This is a genomic window from Mucilaginibacter straminoryzae (genome assembly GCF_022953055.1).
GTDB classification, from domain to species: Bacteria; Bacteroidota; Bacteroidia; order Sphingobacteriales; family Sphingobacteriaceae; genus Mucilaginibacter; species Mucilaginibacter straminoryzae.
Window position 1 is genome coordinate 16,206 of the sequence record NZ_JALJEJ010000001.1, and the last position, 17,309, is coordinate 33,514.

General features: G+C 42.0%; 13 protein-coding genes. All 13 read left to right on the forward strand.

Annotated features, from left to right (window positions below; genetic code table 11):
* Positions 1–173: 173 nt before the first annotated feature.
* Positions 174–563 (forward strand): plasmid mobilization protein, encoded by a 390-nt coding sequence (locus MUY27_RS00075; protein WP_245127918.1) that lies wholly within the window; start codon positions 174–176, stop codon positions 561–563.
* On the forward strand, positions 545–1,780 hold the full coding sequence (locus MUY27_RS00080; protein WP_245127919.1) for a relaxase/mobilization nuclease domain-containing protein: 1,236 nt from the start codon (positions 545–547) through the stop codon (positions 1,778–1,780). Before MUY27_RS00075 ends, MUY27_RS00080 begins: the two co-directional genes overlap by 19 nt.
* A gap of 18 nt (positions 1,781–1,798) precedes the next feature.
* Positions 1,799–3,784 (forward strand): conjugal transfer protein MobC, encoded by a 1,986-nt coding sequence (gene mobC, locus MUY27_RS00085; protein ID WP_245127920.1) that lies wholly within the window; start codon positions 1,799–1,801, stop codon positions 3,782–3,784.
* Positions 3,785–4,109: 325 nt separating this feature from the next.
* A complete protein-coding gene (locus tag MUY27_RS00090; RefSeq protein ID WP_245127921.1) occupies positions 4,110–4,517 on the forward strand; it encodes a response regulator in 408 nt (135 codons plus the stop codon).
* A gap of 1,017 nt (positions 4,518–5,534) precedes the next feature.
* Positions 5,535–5,888 carry a DNA-binding transcriptional response regulator gene (locus tag MUY27_RS00095; protein ID WP_245127922.1) on the forward strand — a complete coding sequence of 118 codons (354 nt, stop codon included), beginning with the start codon at positions 5,535–5,537 and terminating at the stop codon, positions 5,886–5,888.
* A 331-nt stretch (positions 5,889–6,219) separates the two neighbouring features.
* Positions 6,220–6,591: a hypothetical protein gene (locus tag MUY27_RS00100; protein WP_245127923.1), complete on the forward strand. Its 372-nt coding sequence runs from the start codon at positions 6,220–6,222 to the stop codon at positions 6,589–6,591.
* A gap of 36 nt (positions 6,592–6,627) precedes the next feature.
* On the forward strand, positions 6,628–7,029 hold the full coding sequence (locus MUY27_RS00105) for a hypothetical protein (protein ID WP_245127924.1): 402 nt from the start codon (positions 6,628–6,630) through the stop codon (positions 7,027–7,029).
* A gap of 57 nt (positions 7,030–7,086) precedes the next feature.
* Positions 7,087–8,337: a hypothetical protein gene (locus tag MUY27_RS00110; protein ID WP_245127925.1), complete on the forward strand. Its 1,251-nt coding sequence runs from the start codon at positions 7,087–7,089 to the stop codon at positions 8,335–8,337.
* On the forward strand, positions 8,307–8,780 hold the full coding sequence (locus tag MUY27_RS00115; RefSeq protein WP_245127926.1) for a hypothetical protein: 474 nt from the start codon (positions 8,307–8,309) through the stop codon (positions 8,778–8,780). Before MUY27_RS00110 ends, MUY27_RS00115 begins: the two co-directional genes overlap by 31 nt.
* Positions 8,781–8,842: 62 nt before the next feature.
* Positions 8,843–11,473 carry a TonB-dependent receptor gene (locus tag MUY27_RS00120; RefSeq protein WP_245127927.1) on the forward strand — a complete coding sequence of 877 codons (2,631 nt, stop codon included), beginning with the start codon at positions 8,843–8,845 and terminating at the stop codon, positions 11,471–11,473.
* A gap of 239 nt (positions 11,474–11,712) precedes the next feature.
* On the forward strand, positions 11,713–12,309 hold the full coding sequence (locus tag MUY27_RS00125; RefSeq protein ID WP_245127928.1) for an RNA polymerase sigma factor: 597 nt from the start codon (positions 11,713–11,715) through the stop codon (positions 12,307–12,309).
* A 323-nt stretch (positions 12,310–12,632) separates the two neighbouring features.
* Entirely contained in the window at positions 12,633–13,634 is a 1,002-nt protein-coding gene (locus tag MUY27_RS00130) for a FecR family protein (RefSeq protein ID WP_245127929.1), read from the forward strand.
* 118 nt (positions 13,635–13,752) lie between these two features.
* Positions 13,753–17,295 (forward strand): SusC/RagA family TonB-linked outer membrane protein, encoded by a 3,543-nt coding sequence (locus MUY27_RS00135; RefSeq protein ID WP_245127930.1) that lies wholly within the window; start codon positions 13,753–13,755, stop codon positions 17,293–17,295.
* Positions 17,296–17,309 lie beyond the last annotated feature (14 nt).

The window sequence follows — 17,309 nt, forward strand, 5'->3', positions numbered from 1 at the left end:
GAAGAACTATCCTTTCAAGGGTTCGGTACGAGCCCTGGACTGGTTGCTGTTCCCCTTGCTTCGGCTGGGGAAAGCAAGATGTACACTTGTCGGACAAGTGGCAGTTTTTGACCCCTTATGCTCCGAAGTCGCAGGGGTTTTATGGTCCAATTATCAAACTGAATAATTGACAGATGAAACAAGAACAACGCACCCGAAAATTGACGGTAAGGTTTACGCCGGAAGAATATAATCAGATTAGCAGCCGGCAAAAAAAATCAACCACAAGGATCATTAGCGATTATGTCCGGGATGTCCTGTTGGAGGGAAAGATTACCCTTTACTATCGTAACCAGTCACTCGATCAATTGATCGACGAGTTTAAATTATTACGGCGTGAGTTGAGCGCCGTCGGTAATAATTTCAACCAGGTCGTTAAAAAAATAAATTCCGTAAAGGATACCACCGAGATGAATTTCTGGCTGGACATGGCAGCGCTGCTGCAAAAACAACTGCTCGAAAAGACCGGAAATATCAATGAAAAAATTGCTCAAATTTCAGATATATGGTTGCAAGGTTTGTGAGCGGAACAGAGATCGATAAGGTTGTCCGTTACAACGAACAGAAGGTAGCGACCGGTAAAGCAGAACTGATCGGCGCATTTGATTACACCAAAGATGCCGCGCAATTAACGATGTCGGACAAGATCGGACAGCTGCAATATTTAACTAAACAGAATCGTCAGACAAGGCGGAATGCGATACACATCTCCCTGAACTTCGACAAAGCGGATCAGTTAGACAAAGAGAAATTATTAGAGATCGCACAAACCTATCTGGAAAAGATCGGCTTTGGCGGGCAGCCTTGTTTAATCTACCAGCATCATGATGCTGCACACAAGCACATTCATTTAGTAACTACGAATATCCTTAACGGCAGCAATAGAATTAACATACACAACATTGGTAGGAATCAGTCGGAGATTGCAAGAAAGGAAATCGAGATACAGTTTGGCTTGGTACAAGCACAAGGAAAAAAGCAGGAACGCGAATTGCTTTTTTCTCCGGTTCAGGCAGAAAAAGTGATTTATGGAAAGTCAGAAACGAAAGCAGCCGTTTCCAATACGGTCAGGGAAGTTGTTAGTACTTATAAATATACTTCGCTGGCTGAATTAAACGCTGTACTACACCTATACAATATTGAAGCTGACCGGGGAACCCCCGGTTCAAAAATGCATGAAAAGAATGGACTGAGATATTTTGTGTTAAATAAAGATGGCAACCACGTTGGTGTGCCTATTAAGGCAAGCGCTATCTATGGCCGTCCAACGATGGCTAAACTTCAGGAGCGTTTCAGCAAGAACAAACAAAAGCGAGAAGGTTTCCGCCAACGAATACACGGACAACTGGATAAGGCAATACAGGCCGGGCCACAAACGCAACACAATTTTGCAGGCAAGTTAAAGCGCGCAGGAATTGATATAGTCTGGCGGAAAAATGAAAGCGGCAGGTTGTATGGTGTTACCTATGTAGATCATGCTACCCGCTGCGTATTTAATGGCAGTGATCTCGGACCTGCTTACAGCGCTAATGCGATAAGCGAACTGCTTAATTACACACAGGAAGCTAAAGAGAATTTGATACAGCAAACGGGATTGGAAGACCATTTGCCTTATGTGATCCGCGACCTTTCCGGCAATCTTTTAGGTATACTACTTGAGCAGCAAGAATCCTCCGAACAAATGGATTTTGAACTCCGCATAACTCGCAAAAAGAAGAAAAAGAAACGCCCTAATATTTAGATCATAAACGAATTTCAAATGAGCAATACAGGAGAGAACTTAGAAGGACTACGAAAAATTATTGACCTGACACGCAAAATCAGCATTGGTATTTTGCTGATTCACTTTTATATCAATTGCTATGGTGCTTTCCGGGTCTGGCACCTGACACACCCAATCGGTGATAAGCTGTTATTGAATTTAGTTCATACAGGTTTGTTTACAGGAATATGGAAAACGAAGCTGTCTGCATTAGGCTTATTGGTCGTATCCCTTATCGGCGCAAAAGGTAAGAAGGATGAACATTTAAAATGGCAAGCACCAGCCAGGGCAGCAGTTGGTGGAATGCTTTTGTATTTTTTAAGCGGCTATCTCCTGAATGTTCAGGCATCAGTCCAGGTAATTGCAGCATTTTACATAGGTGTAACTGGCTTGGGCTATTTGATGATGCTGAGCGGGGGCACCAAGCTTTCGAGAATATTACAATTAAAGTTCCAGCACGATGTGTTCAATAAGTTGAATGAGACCTTTCCACAGGAAGAACGTTTGTTGGAAAATGAATACTCTATTAATCTGCCTGCACGATATAATCTAAAAGGGAAGATTCGTAATTCTTGGATTTCGATTGTGAATCCCTTCAGGTCCCTGCTCGTGTTAGGCACCCCTGGGGCGGGTAAAAGTTATTTCGTCATTCGTCATGTCATCACCCAACATATCCGGAAAGGGTTTTCCATGTTTGTGTATGATTTCAAATATGACGATTTAAGCCTAATCGCGTATAATACACTTCAAAAGAACCATTCGGCATATAAAGTAGTTCCAGGTTTTTATGTCATCAATTTTGATAACCTGAGCCAGACCCATCGCTGTAACCCTTTGGAGCCTCAATACATGGAGGACATTACTGATGCCTCCGAATCGAGCCGGACAATTATGCTTGGGCTAAATAGAGACTGGATCAAGAAACAAGGCGAATTTTTTATTGAGAGTAGTATCAACTTTGTAACAGCAATTATCTGGTTCCTGAAAAAATACAAGAAAGGAAAGTATTGTACCCTTCCTCACGTCATAGAATTAATGCAGGCCGAATACAATGATTTGTTCCCGGTACTCCGGACGGAACCGGAAATTGAAGTACTGGTCAATCCATTCGTATCTGCCTATCTTAACGAGGCAATGGAGCAGTTGGAAGGTCAAATAGCCAGTGCCAAAATTAGTATGGCCCGCCTGGCTTCCCCACAGCTCTACTATGTTTTAAATGGCAATGACTTCAGCCTTGATCTGAATAACCCTAAAGAACCCAAGATTATTTGCATGGGCAATAATCCACAAAAACAGCAGGTTTATGGTGCCGTACTCAGCTTATACATTTCGAGAATGATCAAACAGGTAAATCGGAAAGGCATGCTGAAGAGCAGCTTAGTTTTTGATGAGTTCCCGACCATTTTTTTTAATGGCATTGATAGCCTTATCGCAACTGCGCGATCGAATAAAGTAGCTACCTGCCTCGGCATTCAGGATTACAGCCAGTTGAAGAAAGACTATGGACGGGAACAAGCCGAAGTGATTATGAATATTGTCGGAAATATAATCAGCGGGCAAGTGGTCGGAGATACGGCCAAACAATTGAGTGAAAGGTTTGGTAAGATTATGCAGAAAAGAGAAAGCATTTCTATCAATAGTAACGATACATCTGTCAGTAAGTCTATGCAACTGGAATCGGCAATCCCGCAGTCTACTATTGCAGCTTTGTCCAGTGGCGAATTCGTTGGGATGGTTTCTGATGAACCTGGGCAAAAAATAACGCTTAAAACATTTCATTGCGAGATATTAAATGACCATACGGCTCTTAAAGCAGAAGAAGATAGCTACAAATCCATACCCCAAGTACGGACTGTTACTGCTGCTCAGATAGAAGAAAATTATTTGCGGGTTAAAAGAGAAGTAGCGGCCATTATTAAAACCGAAATAGAGCGCATACATGATTCGCCATCGTTGGCCCACCTCCTCATTAAGAAAGGATGACAAAAATTAAAATTCAGTTTTTCACCTGTAGGTTAGTAATTTCACACGAACTAATATTGCAATCATTATAATAATTCTGACGTAAAATCAGGATCATAATAACGATAATCAGCGTTTAGCTAAGAACGAAGCTGCTTCGGAAATACTTGCAATATCAAATGACAGCAGCCAAGTCAACACAGCTAAACGTCCGCGGCCTCGCCGTGGGCGTTAGTGTTGCTTGCTGTCATGCCTTGCAAGGGCTTCCGAAGCGGTAACATGAAGCCTGCGGCGAGGCCGAATTGTTTCCCCGTTTTTTGCTGGCGTGCTTATAAAATGAGTGCGTATGAAAGCAACCATTGCAATATTAGAACCACATCCACAGATTCGGCCCTTGCTGAGCGAACTTTTGGTTAATCTGGAATACCGCGTGTTATTTCATGCAGACCGGTTTGAGCAATTCATCCTCATGATTGATCCTGAGAATCCACCGCAGGTATGTATTCTTGACACCAATCCGAAGGATATGAACGGTTTTGATTATTCCAGGTGGATCAAAGCGAATTTTCCGCGGTCTTCCACAGTCATTTATAGTAATGACCTTTGTGAAACAGTTTTTCACAAATTCAAGTCATCTAACGTTGCTGATTTTTATGTGGACAAAAGCCGAGGCCTTGACTATTTGCGACGTGCGATCGAACTGGCTACAAGAGTTGTGTTACCGATTTCAAGAAATTTTGATGGTGATACGTGAAAAATACCCTCCCGGACATACACTAAATACCCTTTCGTGGTTGGATTTATAACGTTTACTTTGCGCTGCCGTAAGAAAATTCTAACCGGGGCACGCCAATCTTCTTAATCTACGCCTTTCCTGACACCCTGTCAATTGCTTGCACATAGGCTGCAAGCATTGGATGTTATTTTGAATCAATTAAGAGTAAATTAAAAATCATTTCAATTATGAAATATTTCCCAATTGGCATTTTTTCCCTATTGATGTTTCTGTCTTGTAAAAAAAGTCACGATCACCAATATTCTAAATGGTATGTAAATAATGACAGTTTTTTTTCCAATAATATAAATGTCTTCGAGGGAAAAGCAACTCACGAAATAGTTGGAGATGATTATACCAACAGGTTTTGGTTGATTTTTAATCTTAATCATTATCCTGTATCAGACTCTTTCCTAATAAACTGTGACCAACAAAATCCCAAGTGGGTTTGTCTCACAATTACCTATAACGGCATTGGCTACGTGTCGCCTAAAAATGCGTTTCTTTTTGCAACCTCGGTGAGCGGCAACCCCCTATATAAACTACCAGCAACCTGGTTCTATAATGAGAAGAATGCTTCTGACAGCGTATTAGTAAAAGGATTTTTTAATAAACCATAATCAATCTCTAACTATCAAAATTCTATATAATGAAAAAAGTGTAAAGGTTGACTAAAATTAAAATTCAGTTTTTCACCTGTAGGATAGTAATTTCACACGAACTAATATTGCAGTCATTAATTGTCTCCTTGGCAAAGGTCGGGGGATAAGAATAACGATAATCTGCGTTTAGCTAAAAAACGAAGCTGCTCGACAAATATTTCCACTATTAACAGATAGCAGCCAAGTCAACAGCTAAACGCCTGCGGCCTCGCCGTGGGCGTTAGTGTTGCTTGCTATCTGGCCTGTGGAAAGGCTTGTCGGGCGGTAACATGAAGCCTGCGGCGAGGCCGAACTTTGTGTCGTTTGCACTGGACGTGAATATAAAAACGACTGTATGAGAGCTACGATAGCGATTATTGAGCCGCATCCCCAAATACGTCCTCTTTTTAGTGAATTGCTCAACGATTTAGGATACCGTGTATTATTCCATACCGGGCGGTTTTCAGAATTTGTATTGTTAGTTGATCCAGATGCGCCACCCCAAGTTTGTATAAATGATACCAATTACCGCGATATGTACGGCTTTTGTCATTCAAAATGTATAAAAGAAAATTTTATACAGTCAAAGACCATTATCCATAGCAATGACCCGAGTGATATGGTATATCAAGCATTTAAAAACATTGATGTTGTGGATTACTATGTAGATAAATGCAGCGGATTGGAGGCTCTTCAACGGGCCATTTAATTTTGTGCAAGAGAATCATTAATTATCAAAAAGTAAGGATGTGTTATGGAGCGTTAGTTTATCAGAAAACTTGGCATTAAAATTGATTTTCTATTGTGAAACATTTGTAAATCTGTTATTTGCATGCAAATAGACTGCACGCTTCTACAGTTAATTTGTTTGTAGTTCCGCGGATGAGACCCACTCTTCGTTGAATGAGAATTGCCATTCGTCAAATGGCGTACAGTTGTATTCCAAAATGGTATACAATTGCATTAACAATCGCGCAAACGAGATAGGTTACCGGCCGGTACAGCAATCTCTCTGCATATTTAGAACCAAATTATAAACTATGAAGAAAATTATGCTTATGCTTGCTTTTGCTTCATTCAGCAAATTGGCAGTCGCGGAAAAAAATGTGACCGTGTTGAAAGCATACCCAAGCGCAAACCGTACTTACAGAGATCGTAGCGAATCTCATGACCCGGAAAAAGACAGCCACACACTGACCTGCTGGAGTCCGGGTGAAAAAGAATGTAAATGGGATACCAACCCTTGGGACCCGCCCAAATTGGAGCAGGCAGACCAGCTTGTCCAGCAGGAATTAAGTTTCCAGGTGTTCCATGGCGAATTGGATATTCCAAACAGCGGTGGTGCCGTAGTAACCTGGAATGCTGATAGTCCAACGGAATACAGCTATACCATTACCATCCCGACGGAATAAACCATCTTTTAACTTTAATAGCTTAAAATAAAATCAATGAAAAAAATAATTATGCCTTTGGGCATTGCTTTGACTTTTTGTTCAACTGTTTCATTTGCAGATGACAAACCGCAACCTGATAAACAGGGAACTTTTCATACTGTAAATGAAAAAAACACGAAGCCTTGGGGTTGTTTGGATTCAAAAGAATATCACGAACCAGGTACTAATGTTTATCAGTTACAATGCTGGGACCCCGGAGAAAAAATCTGTCAGTTTGCAGACGGAACCTGTCCGAGTGATTTTCCTCCCTTCCCTGGCGGTAATGTGCGTCAGACGGTTGTTGAGCAAGTGATCAGCGGGAATTTTACCGGCTCCATTGACTTTCCCACTGGTACTGTCACCTGGAATGGCGTAAGCCCCGATGATTTTTCGTACTCAATTCGGCAAAATCCATAGCTCTTTTAAATTAGGGGTTGCTTCGGCAGCCCCCTTTTAGCTTCCTAAAAACGTAATATGAAATTTCCTACACTTATACTATTTGCATTGTTGAGTTCCACCTATATGTTCGGGCAATACAAATGGGACGGTAAAATGTATTTAGATAAAACGATCATCGGAGCAGACGAACGCCCACACCAAAAGATTGGCCTCAAAGGATTCGGTGACAAAATGAGGTTATATATTAAGCAAAAAACTGGCGACAAAAAGCAGATCATTATTGAAGAACTGAACTTGAATAATTTCACTGTTTGTAAAACAGATTCCATTGCTTTTGACTGGGATGAAATGCCGTATACGAATTATGTTGCCCTTGATCAGAAAGACTTTTTAATTTCATTCGGGCGGTTACAAGCTTATGATCGAAGAAATGGTAAATATGCTTCCATAGATTTAGATACCATAAATTACAATGATGGCTGTAAGATTAACGACAGCCTGATTCTGTTGGGTTCAACTTCGTCCTATCATCCGGCTGATGGCTTCGCCGGTCTTAACATGACATCATTCAATAGTAAAACCATGAAGGTTGTTAAAACTCGCCAGTATCAGTTTGAAGGAATTGGTCTTGCACACATGGGGGTAAACTGGTTCACCGGAGCCGGCGGACATATCTATGCTATTACGCCAATGTCCGGGATTGTGTATGAATTTGATGCCAATCTTGAACTGGTTGGAAAGAAAAATGCTCCGATCCCATGGACCAATGCGACCGAGAACATCAAATTTGAACATAAACTTGATGTGTTGATTTATAATGAATGGCATCGCCTCAGAAATTTGTATGCTAAGTATGGTAAAGATTCCATCCATAAAAACAGGGCCTTAGCAACCTCCGAGTATTATTCAAAAAACTATGATGCTTTCGTTTCGGATACCGTCAGAAAAGCATTTGAGTATGTTGAAAAAATGCTACCCTATAACGACTCAATGGTGGTGATTTCGTTCTGTCGCAAAGGATACGCATTTAAATACCGGGACGTTTTCCTTTACAATGTGCGTTCCAATCAAATAACCAAACAAATGCCAACCTGGTCGATCACTAAAAAGGATACATGTAATCAGTTTGAAGATTATTTCCCGATCTATATCAGTAACGACCTCAATATTGCTCCGTACTTCAAAGGCGATAAAATCTATTATTATACCGTTTATAATCCGCAGTTGTTTACTCCTGGTCTGAAAAAAGAATTAGATAAGATCAACGCAGAGGATATCAGTAAAAACAATTACCAATGGCATTTATTAGAATACCGCTTGCAATAATCGCGCTTATACTGATTTGTGGTTCATCTTCATTTGGGCAAAAGAAACCTCCAGTATCCATTGTTGATTCTTTGTACGACGTTTCAAACAAATTATTTACACCGGACAAGGGTAGTAAGCGCCTATATATCATCTACACTTACAAAAACTGTTCGCATTGCTTTGCTGACCTGTGTGACAAAATTGCCCAGTCAGAATTTAAGGATTATACACTTTATATCGTAGGCGTAACTCATTTTGATCTATTAAATCTGCGACCAATGGCGGCGAGCATAAGGGAGCAAATCCCTTGTACATCAAAGGTCCTATTCTTTTTTAATGATGCTGGCCAGCTACCGGAGATATGCGAAACACCGACACCCCAGTTTATTACCAGTGAGAACGGCAATCTCCGTTACTTCAACTATGGAAAAACTTTAAAATTTATTGAGACCGGGAAGTAGCCTTTATTTCCTTTCCATACTAATCGAACCTGATTTCACGAATCAAGAAATGCCGTTAGCAAATGCATCATTGTTACTGGGGGCTGCTCTTCAGTATTTTACTGGCTTATTCTAAAAACACCTGCAAGATCAGTGGCCAGGTCATTGATCATAACGGACACCCGGTAGCAACGGGCCGGGTGTATATACGCAATGAGCAGGATACCTTAAGTACATTAATTGTTGGGGGCGGCTTCTACCAGTTCGACCAACTCCGTCCTGGTTATTACCAAATAGCCGCCGAGAGTAACACTAACCTTGACTTTCCCAGCGTACTTATTAATTTAACCAGAGACACCGTTGTTGACATTGCACCCGTGCGAATGGCGGTGTTGGGTGAGGTTAAAATCTCTGCCAGGAAAACGGTGGCCTCACAAATGGGAGACACATTGGTCTATGATGCTGATGCCGTAAATGCAGATAAGGATGCCAGTACGGAAGAACTACTCAGACGTTTTCCTGGAATTTTGGTAAAAGACGGCAATATCATTGTAAATGGCCAGCCCATCTCAGATATTCTCATGGATGGCCGTCCCGTTTTAGGCGGCGACATTGATTTAATTCTTAAGAATCTGCCCGCAGAAGTGGTCAAAAAATTACAAGTGTTCGATAAAGGTAGCGATCAGTCCCTTTTTACAGGTTTAAATGATGGGAGAGACCGGCGCACCATCAATATTGTGACGAAAACAGCGTCATCGATCATCGGTAAGGTATATGCAGGGCATGGCGGTGATGATTTATATGCTGCAGGCGGCACCTTAAATTTCAAGGATAAATCGAGCTACTTATCAGCGCTGCTCCAGGCAGACGACCTGGGACAAGGCGCGAGTGCGATGGACAATTTGTCAACTTCCCCAACTGGCAACCGAAGCGAGCATCAAAATGGCAATATTAATTTCAGCCGGGATTATGGCCGGAAGATCAAACTGTCGGTCGGCCTTTCCTATACACAGCATGAAAATAATATCAGCAACGATCTGCAAAGGCAGTACTTTGGAGACAGTGAGCAGTATATGGAACAAAAGACTGCGATCACTCGCACGGAGAGTTACCTCGTTGTGACAAAGCTCGAGTATAAGCCTGATAGCTTTAATGCGGTTGTGCTTCAACCCTCATTGGGGCAACAGTGGAACTCATCAACAAATGCATTTGCCGGACAAAATTCTATTGCGGGACTTTTAGCAGCAACAACTAATACGGGGTCCGGAGCAAACGGTAAAAATTTGTCATTGGCTAATGACTTGCTGATAAATCACCGTTTTAGGAGAAGCGGGCGAATACTATCTGCGAGTATCAACATCCAAAGCACACCGGCGACTGGTGACGGGAATTCTCTTTCCCATAATATCTATGGTCAGGATACTGTGGATTATAGCTATTTGCTAAAGAATAAAAGCAGTAGCTTGTTGGCGGGCCTGAACCTGCTTTATATAGAACCAATTTTTCCATCGCTTCAGCTCGTGCTTAATTATAAACCGTCATATCAGCAATTTGAGACATTCAAAGAAAACTATGATAACGCGGGAGGTACAACCGAAGCTTTTGACAGTTTGTTATCTAACCGGTATCAGTCGGTCAGTGCTACACAAAATTTAGGGTTGGGATTGCGGTTCAATAATAAGCGGCTTTTTATTAATGCCATGCTGAACCACGAAACATCCTCCCTTCGTGGCACCCAATATTTCCCGAAGCAATTTAATGTGGACCGGAACTTTAAAACACTTCTTCCTTTTTTGTACCTCGCTGTTAAAGGCTGGAAGAACACGAGTCTAAAATTTACTTACAATGTGATTTCAAGCCGGCCCGGCCTCGTTCAATTACAACCTTACGTAGACATTTCCAATCCGCTGATTATTAGAACAGGAGCGCCCGATCTTAAGCAAGAAATCAATCATGATCTGCACGTTCAATTCATGACCACCTCCCGTAAGGGCAATAGCTTAAATATCAGTTTTGCCGGAAATTATAAACCCGTTTTTATCAATAACACGACTGAGTTGCTTAACAATGATACCTTAATCAATAGCGTATTATTTAAAAGAGGAGGCAGCATTAGTTTGCCACAGAATTTAAACGGTTATTTTCACGCCGATTTAACAGTAAATTATAACCGGCAGATAAACTTATTGGATGGTGGTGCGGGATTATTCGTGCGGGCGGGTATGAATGTCTATCCGGGTATCGCTAATGGAGTTGAGGATAATTTTCAAGCAAATACTTGCGCCATCGGCGGGCAGCTGACCTTAAATCTTTTTAAACATTTGGATTTCGTTTTAGAAGAAAGTTTGGATTATAGCAGGACAAAGAGCAAGAATGGTCAGACGTTTGACTATCGGGTTAATCGCCTGGTGGCATCATGTAACGCCAAATTAGGAAAGTTTAAGTTAAATCTCTGGCTTAATGATAATGTGAACAGCGGTAGCGGAGCGAGTGCCAATCGTCTATTTATTAATGCTTCGACGAGCTGCTATTTTACAAAAAACAGAACGCTGGAATGCCGGATATCAGGTATGAATCTGCTGGACCAGCGCATGAATATGCTGCAAACGGCCACGAGTACTTATATCGAATATACTAACAGTAATGTCGTTGGCCGGTACATGCTCATCAGTGCGATTTACACCTTTCGCAAGATTAAAAAAGACCCAATCTAATAAACAGATATTTCTAAGAGAAATTCAAAATTGAATTCAGCAAGCGCACTGCAGCAAACACAGTAGTCAAGATTAATTGGATTTCCAAAGTTGTCAACTCCTTAAACATGACATTGTGCAACGCTTACCCTATCCTGTTGAGCATTGTGCGGGAAGAATGGTTATATGATTCAATAATCCAAAGGCACCGATCATTCATAAATTATTCATATTTTTATAATGGTAATTTTATTCATTCGTTGGCAGCCCTGGTATCATTGGAAGAAAAAGAACTCCTTACACAATTAAAACAGGGAGATCAGGCCGCTTTTGAAATTATTTACGACCGCTACAGTGAGCGGATATTTCAAAACACGCTCCGACTGACCCGCTCCCGTGAAATTTCCGAGGAGTTATTGCAAGAAGCCTTTTACCGGATATGGGATAAGAGAGCGCAAATCGATCCTGATAAACCGTTTAAAGCCTACCTGTTCCGGATTGCAGAAAATCTTGCCTACGATCATTTCAGAAAGGTAGCTAAAGACCGAAGGTTATCAGAGAAACTGCTGCAAACTGCTGCAGATTGCTACGAACATATTGATGACCTGATTGAGGCTAAAGAATACAATGAATTGCTTACCGCGGCTATTAACGGCCTTCCAGAAAGGCGGCGCGAAGTGTTCATATTGTGCAAGCTCGACGGTAAATCGTACCATGAAGTGAGCAAAATGCTGGGCATATCTGAGGCAACAATTAACGACCACATTGTAAAAGCAACTCGGTTTTTAAAGGAATACTTTAACCGCAGTAGCCAGGCGGCATTTACCCTTTTGCTCGTATACTTACTCGGCCAATAATTCAAAATACTTTTCTCTGCAACAGATGGAATCCTTACAAGCACCGTATAGGAGGTGTTTTTTCATGCAACCTACTTCTACCTGTTTTCATGTCCTTAATAAACCAATGGTCTGATACTACAGATGAAGTACTGATAGCAGCTATTTTATTCATACTGCTGATCTGGATTATCATCCTTATCAAGGATTACCTGAAATCAAGATAAGGGGGCGTTTGAGCGTTAATAGTTAATGTGAACAGTGGCCGGCGAGCGGCCACTGTTTTTTTTCATTAACAGCAGATGAATTCAATGTTAACTGCGTATAGCGTAAAATTTCATCCATTGGAAAAGCAGCAACTTACCCAAATTTTCAGCCGTTACCTGGAAGGAGAGGCGACGAAAGACGAAATCCGAGTACTACTCGATGCGTTTGGACAGGATAAGGATTCGCCCGTCCTGCGTCGGTTAATCCGCGAATCCTATGAAAATGCGAAAAAAGAGCGTATCTCCCTGCAAACCCATGAATCACTTTCAAGAGTTAAAAAATTACTAAGGGAGAAAATCACCTTGCAACAGCAGAAAAAGGTGCGCTATATGCGTGTGCTGAGGTTTAGCGCAGCTGCCGTATTGATCATTGCAGCTGGAATTGCTTACCTACAAATGGATGCATTGCGCGACCGTTTTAACCCGGTAGTTTACCAGACGGTTAGTACCATTAAAGGCCAACGCAAACAAATAGCGCTTGAAGACGGCTCAACAATATGGCTGGCACCACAAAGCAGGGTTGTTTATCCGAATGAGTTCCGGGGAAAACTTCGAGAAGTAAAACTTAATGGGGAAGCCTTTTTTGAAGTGGCAAAGGATAAACGGCATCCTTTTATTGTTCACAGTGGAAATGTGGAAACGAAAGTACTGGGTACCACTTTTAATATACAAGCCTACCAAGATGAATTGGCAGTTTCCATTACCCTGTTGACAGGAAAGGTGCGGCTACAAACAGCTGGTGGCAAGCAAATGGATTTAGTCCCCAACCAACGGGCTATTTATAATAAATTAACCACAGGGTTTAAGAAGTTACCCTATCCGCAGGCATCGCAAATGCTGGATCGCAGAAATGGCCTGTACCATTATGACGGAACACCTGTACTGCAGATTATAGCTGATCTACAGCGTGACTACAATTTTACCATTGATATCGAAGGCGATTTTACCCATTGTACTTTCTATGGAGATTACCATGATGGTGATGATCCCTATCTGTTCCTGCGCAAAGTGTGCAGGGTCATAAACGCTCAATTTATAAGAAATGAAACAGGAATTAAGATTATAGGCAAAGGCTGTTGAAGTCCATAAAAAAGGCCCCCGGAAAGTCCGGCAGGCCCGTCAATGTGAATTAAGAATGGCAGTGTTCGGCGTGGAAACTTTACGCTGCCCATCCCCTAACATTTAACGAAATAAAAGTATGAAAATTAATCGTGACCGGCTTCACCGGCACATGATCTGTATTGCTATGCGATGGACTGCCCTGTTATTTGCGATCATCATCTGCAGTACTACACTTGCTTTATCTGCCAACAATGCCTATGGCCAGTCGGTATTAGAAAAGAATGTTTCCATTGTAATTAATAGCGAACCTTTAAAAAAGGCTTTGGATAACATTTCAAAGGCGTCCGGAGTGAACATTTTATATAGCGGCAACGCAGCCCAGGCTGAGTTTGTAATTTCAATTGCCGTAAAAAATCAGAAGTTAAAAAAGGTGCTCGACGATGCCCTGAAAGGTCTGCCGTTCTCTTATTCTGTTCTGGATAATGATATTTTGATCCGGTATGATGCAGCAAAACTGAAGCAATTGAAACTGCAACAGCAACGCGAACGAAGTTTGCCGCTCAAAGGAAAAGTGACGGATATTAAAGGCGAGCCGCTGACTGGTGCGACCGTTAAGATCATCAGTACGGGTAAAGTTGCTATAACAGATGGTGAGGGCAATTTTATATTGTCTGATGTACTGCCAACAGATACCCTGCAATTCTCATTTATTGGATTCAGGTCTAAAAAACTACCGGCAAAAGCAGTACTGATGCAGAATGTCATAACACTCGAAGAAGATTTTTCTACGCTGAAAGAAGTAGTAGTATCGACCGGTTACCAGGATGTGCCATTAGAACGGGCTACTGGTTCCTTTTCAAAAGTGGATAATGCGCAGTACAACCGCGAAGTTTCTACGGATGTAATTAGTCGCCTTAAGGGCATTGCTCCTTCTTTGTTGTTTGACCAAAGGAGCGGTTCAACGCGCTTAAGCATTAGGGGCCGTAGTACGATTTTTGCCAATGATCAGCCATTGATTGTTGTTGACAATTTTCCCTATGATGGTGACATTAATAACATCAATCCTAATGATGTGGAGAGCATCACATTGCTGAAAGATGCCGCTGCCGCATCTATATGGGGCGTAAGGGCCGGTAACGGTGTGATTGTAATCACCACTAAAAAAGGAAAACGCAACCAAGCTCCGCAGGTAGAGCTTAATTCCAATATTACTGTAGGTGCAAAACCCGATCTCTTTTATCAAAAGCAGATAAGCAGCAGCGATTTTATAGATGTGGAACAGTTCCTGTTTAAAAATGGCTTTTACGATGCCAATCTCGCCAATAACACCACCTATCCGTATGTCAGCCCGGTAGTTGACCTGTTAGATCAGCAAAGATCAGGAACGATTACAGCAGCCCAGGCGCAAAACCAGATCAACGCTTTGCGCGGCATTGATGCACGTAATGACCTGCTGAAATATTTTTACCGCAATAGCTTTAACCAGCAGTATGAAGCCAATGTAAAAGGCGGGGCGGAAAAATATACGTACTATTTTTCCGGCGGTTATGATAAAAATCTTGCTGCCGCACGGTCAAACGGTTACGACCGGTTAGGGCTGAATGCGCAACAGGGGTTTAACCCATTTAAGAACTTCAGTTTAAATACAAGTCTTGTATATACGCAAAGCAATCAGCAAACTAACCCTATTGCCTCCAACCTTTCACTGGGTGGACTGGGTTTAAAATATCCCTACGCACAGTTGGTCGATGCAAATGGCAATGCATTAAGCGTAAATAAAGACTATCGCGCTTCTTTTGTTAATGCAGCGGTTCAAAAAGGTTTACAGGACTGGACATACAAGCCATACAATGAATTAAGTGCCATGACCAATAATACAAGGTTAACTGATATGCGGTTCGGGACGAACCTGAGCTATATTATTTTCAACGGACTGTCCGCTACCATCTATTACCAGTACGAACGGCAATCAGGCAACATTGAAAACCTCAACAGTGTTAATTCTTATTATGCCCGGAACCTGATCAACAGTTATTCCGTAATTAATACGGACGGTTCTATAAAACGCAATGTGCCACTCGGCGGTATTTTATCAGATAATGATAACCTGCTTACTTCACAAAGCGGGCGTGGACAGCTGAATTTTCAACGTAGCTACGGAAAGAGTGAAATTGCAGCCATTGCCGGGTATGAAGTAAGGGAGGCGAAAGTAAATGGTCATAGCAGCCTACTTTACGGATATGACCCCACAAATGGACAAGGGCAACTCGTAGACTATGTAGATTTCTTCCAGCAATATCCTTCAGGAAATTTCGGTTCTATTCCGGGTGTAACTGCTGTCTCGGGTACTTTAGACCGTTTCAGGTCTTACTACGCTAACGGTTCTTATACCTATGATGGAAAATACACAGCGTCTGTCAGTGGCAGGATCGACCAGAGTAATTTGTTCGGCGTAAAAGCCAATCAGCGGTCAGTTCCTTTATGGTCCTCAGGTATAAAATGGAATATCGCAAAAGAGGCTTTTTATAATATTGATTGGCTGCCTTCTTTGTCGTTGCGGGCTTCCTATGGCTACAACGGCAATTACGACAATACGGTCAGTGCATTTACCACGGCAACGTATAGTATTAATGCCATTACCAAACAAACTTCCTTACAGGTAAACAATCCTCCTAATAGTTTATTACAATGGGAAAAGAACGGGATTTTTAATATTGGTTTGGATTTTGCCACTAAGGCAGACAGGATATCAGGGAGCCTGGAATATTATCATAAGCACAGTGATAACCTGATCGGGTACGGGCCGACTGACCCAACTACCGGTTTTACGCAATTCAAAGGCAATGTGGCAGGAATGTCTGGAAATGGTGTTGACATTGAATGGAACAGCAAAAACCTTACTGGGAAATTCAACTGGCAGACAGCATTTAATTTCAGCCTTGTAACCGATAAAATTACCAAATACCAACCCAACACATCTGGAAATTCTTCTCTTTTTATAGATGCCAGCATTAATTCCAATACCTATTACTATTCCCCTGTTGTGGGCAAGCCCCTGTTTGGTATTTATGCGCTGAAATGGGCCGGGCTGGATCATGATACAGGTGATCCTTTAGGTTATCTGAACGGGAAAGTGAGCAAGGATTACAATAGCCTGATCAACGTACCTGTAGATAGTCTTGTATACAAAGGACGGGCAACACCCTCTACTTATGGAGCTATCCGTAACACGTTCGCTTACGGGCCGGTTTCCATGTCCTTCAACATTACTTATCGTTTTGGTTATTATTTCCGCAGAAGCTCCATTAGTTATTCCGATCTGCTGACCAGTGCAACCGGCCACAGCGATTACGCTAAACGATGGCAGCAGCCTGGCGATGAGGCCCACACAAGCGTACCCTCTTTTATTTACCCGGACGATATAAACCGGGATACATTTTACAGATGGTCTGAAACGCTCATTGATAAAGGCGATAATATCCGGCTACAGGATATCCGCCTGGGATATGACTTCGGCAGCAGCTTCAAAAACAAATTGGGCATCCGGCAACTGGCCGTATTTGCCTATGCCAATAATATAGGTTTGCTCTGGGCCGCAAATAAAGATCACATTGACCCGGATTTTCCTGTCCTGCCGTTGCCGAGGACAATAGCTATCGGGCTGAAAGCAGGTTTGTAACATTAAATACTCCA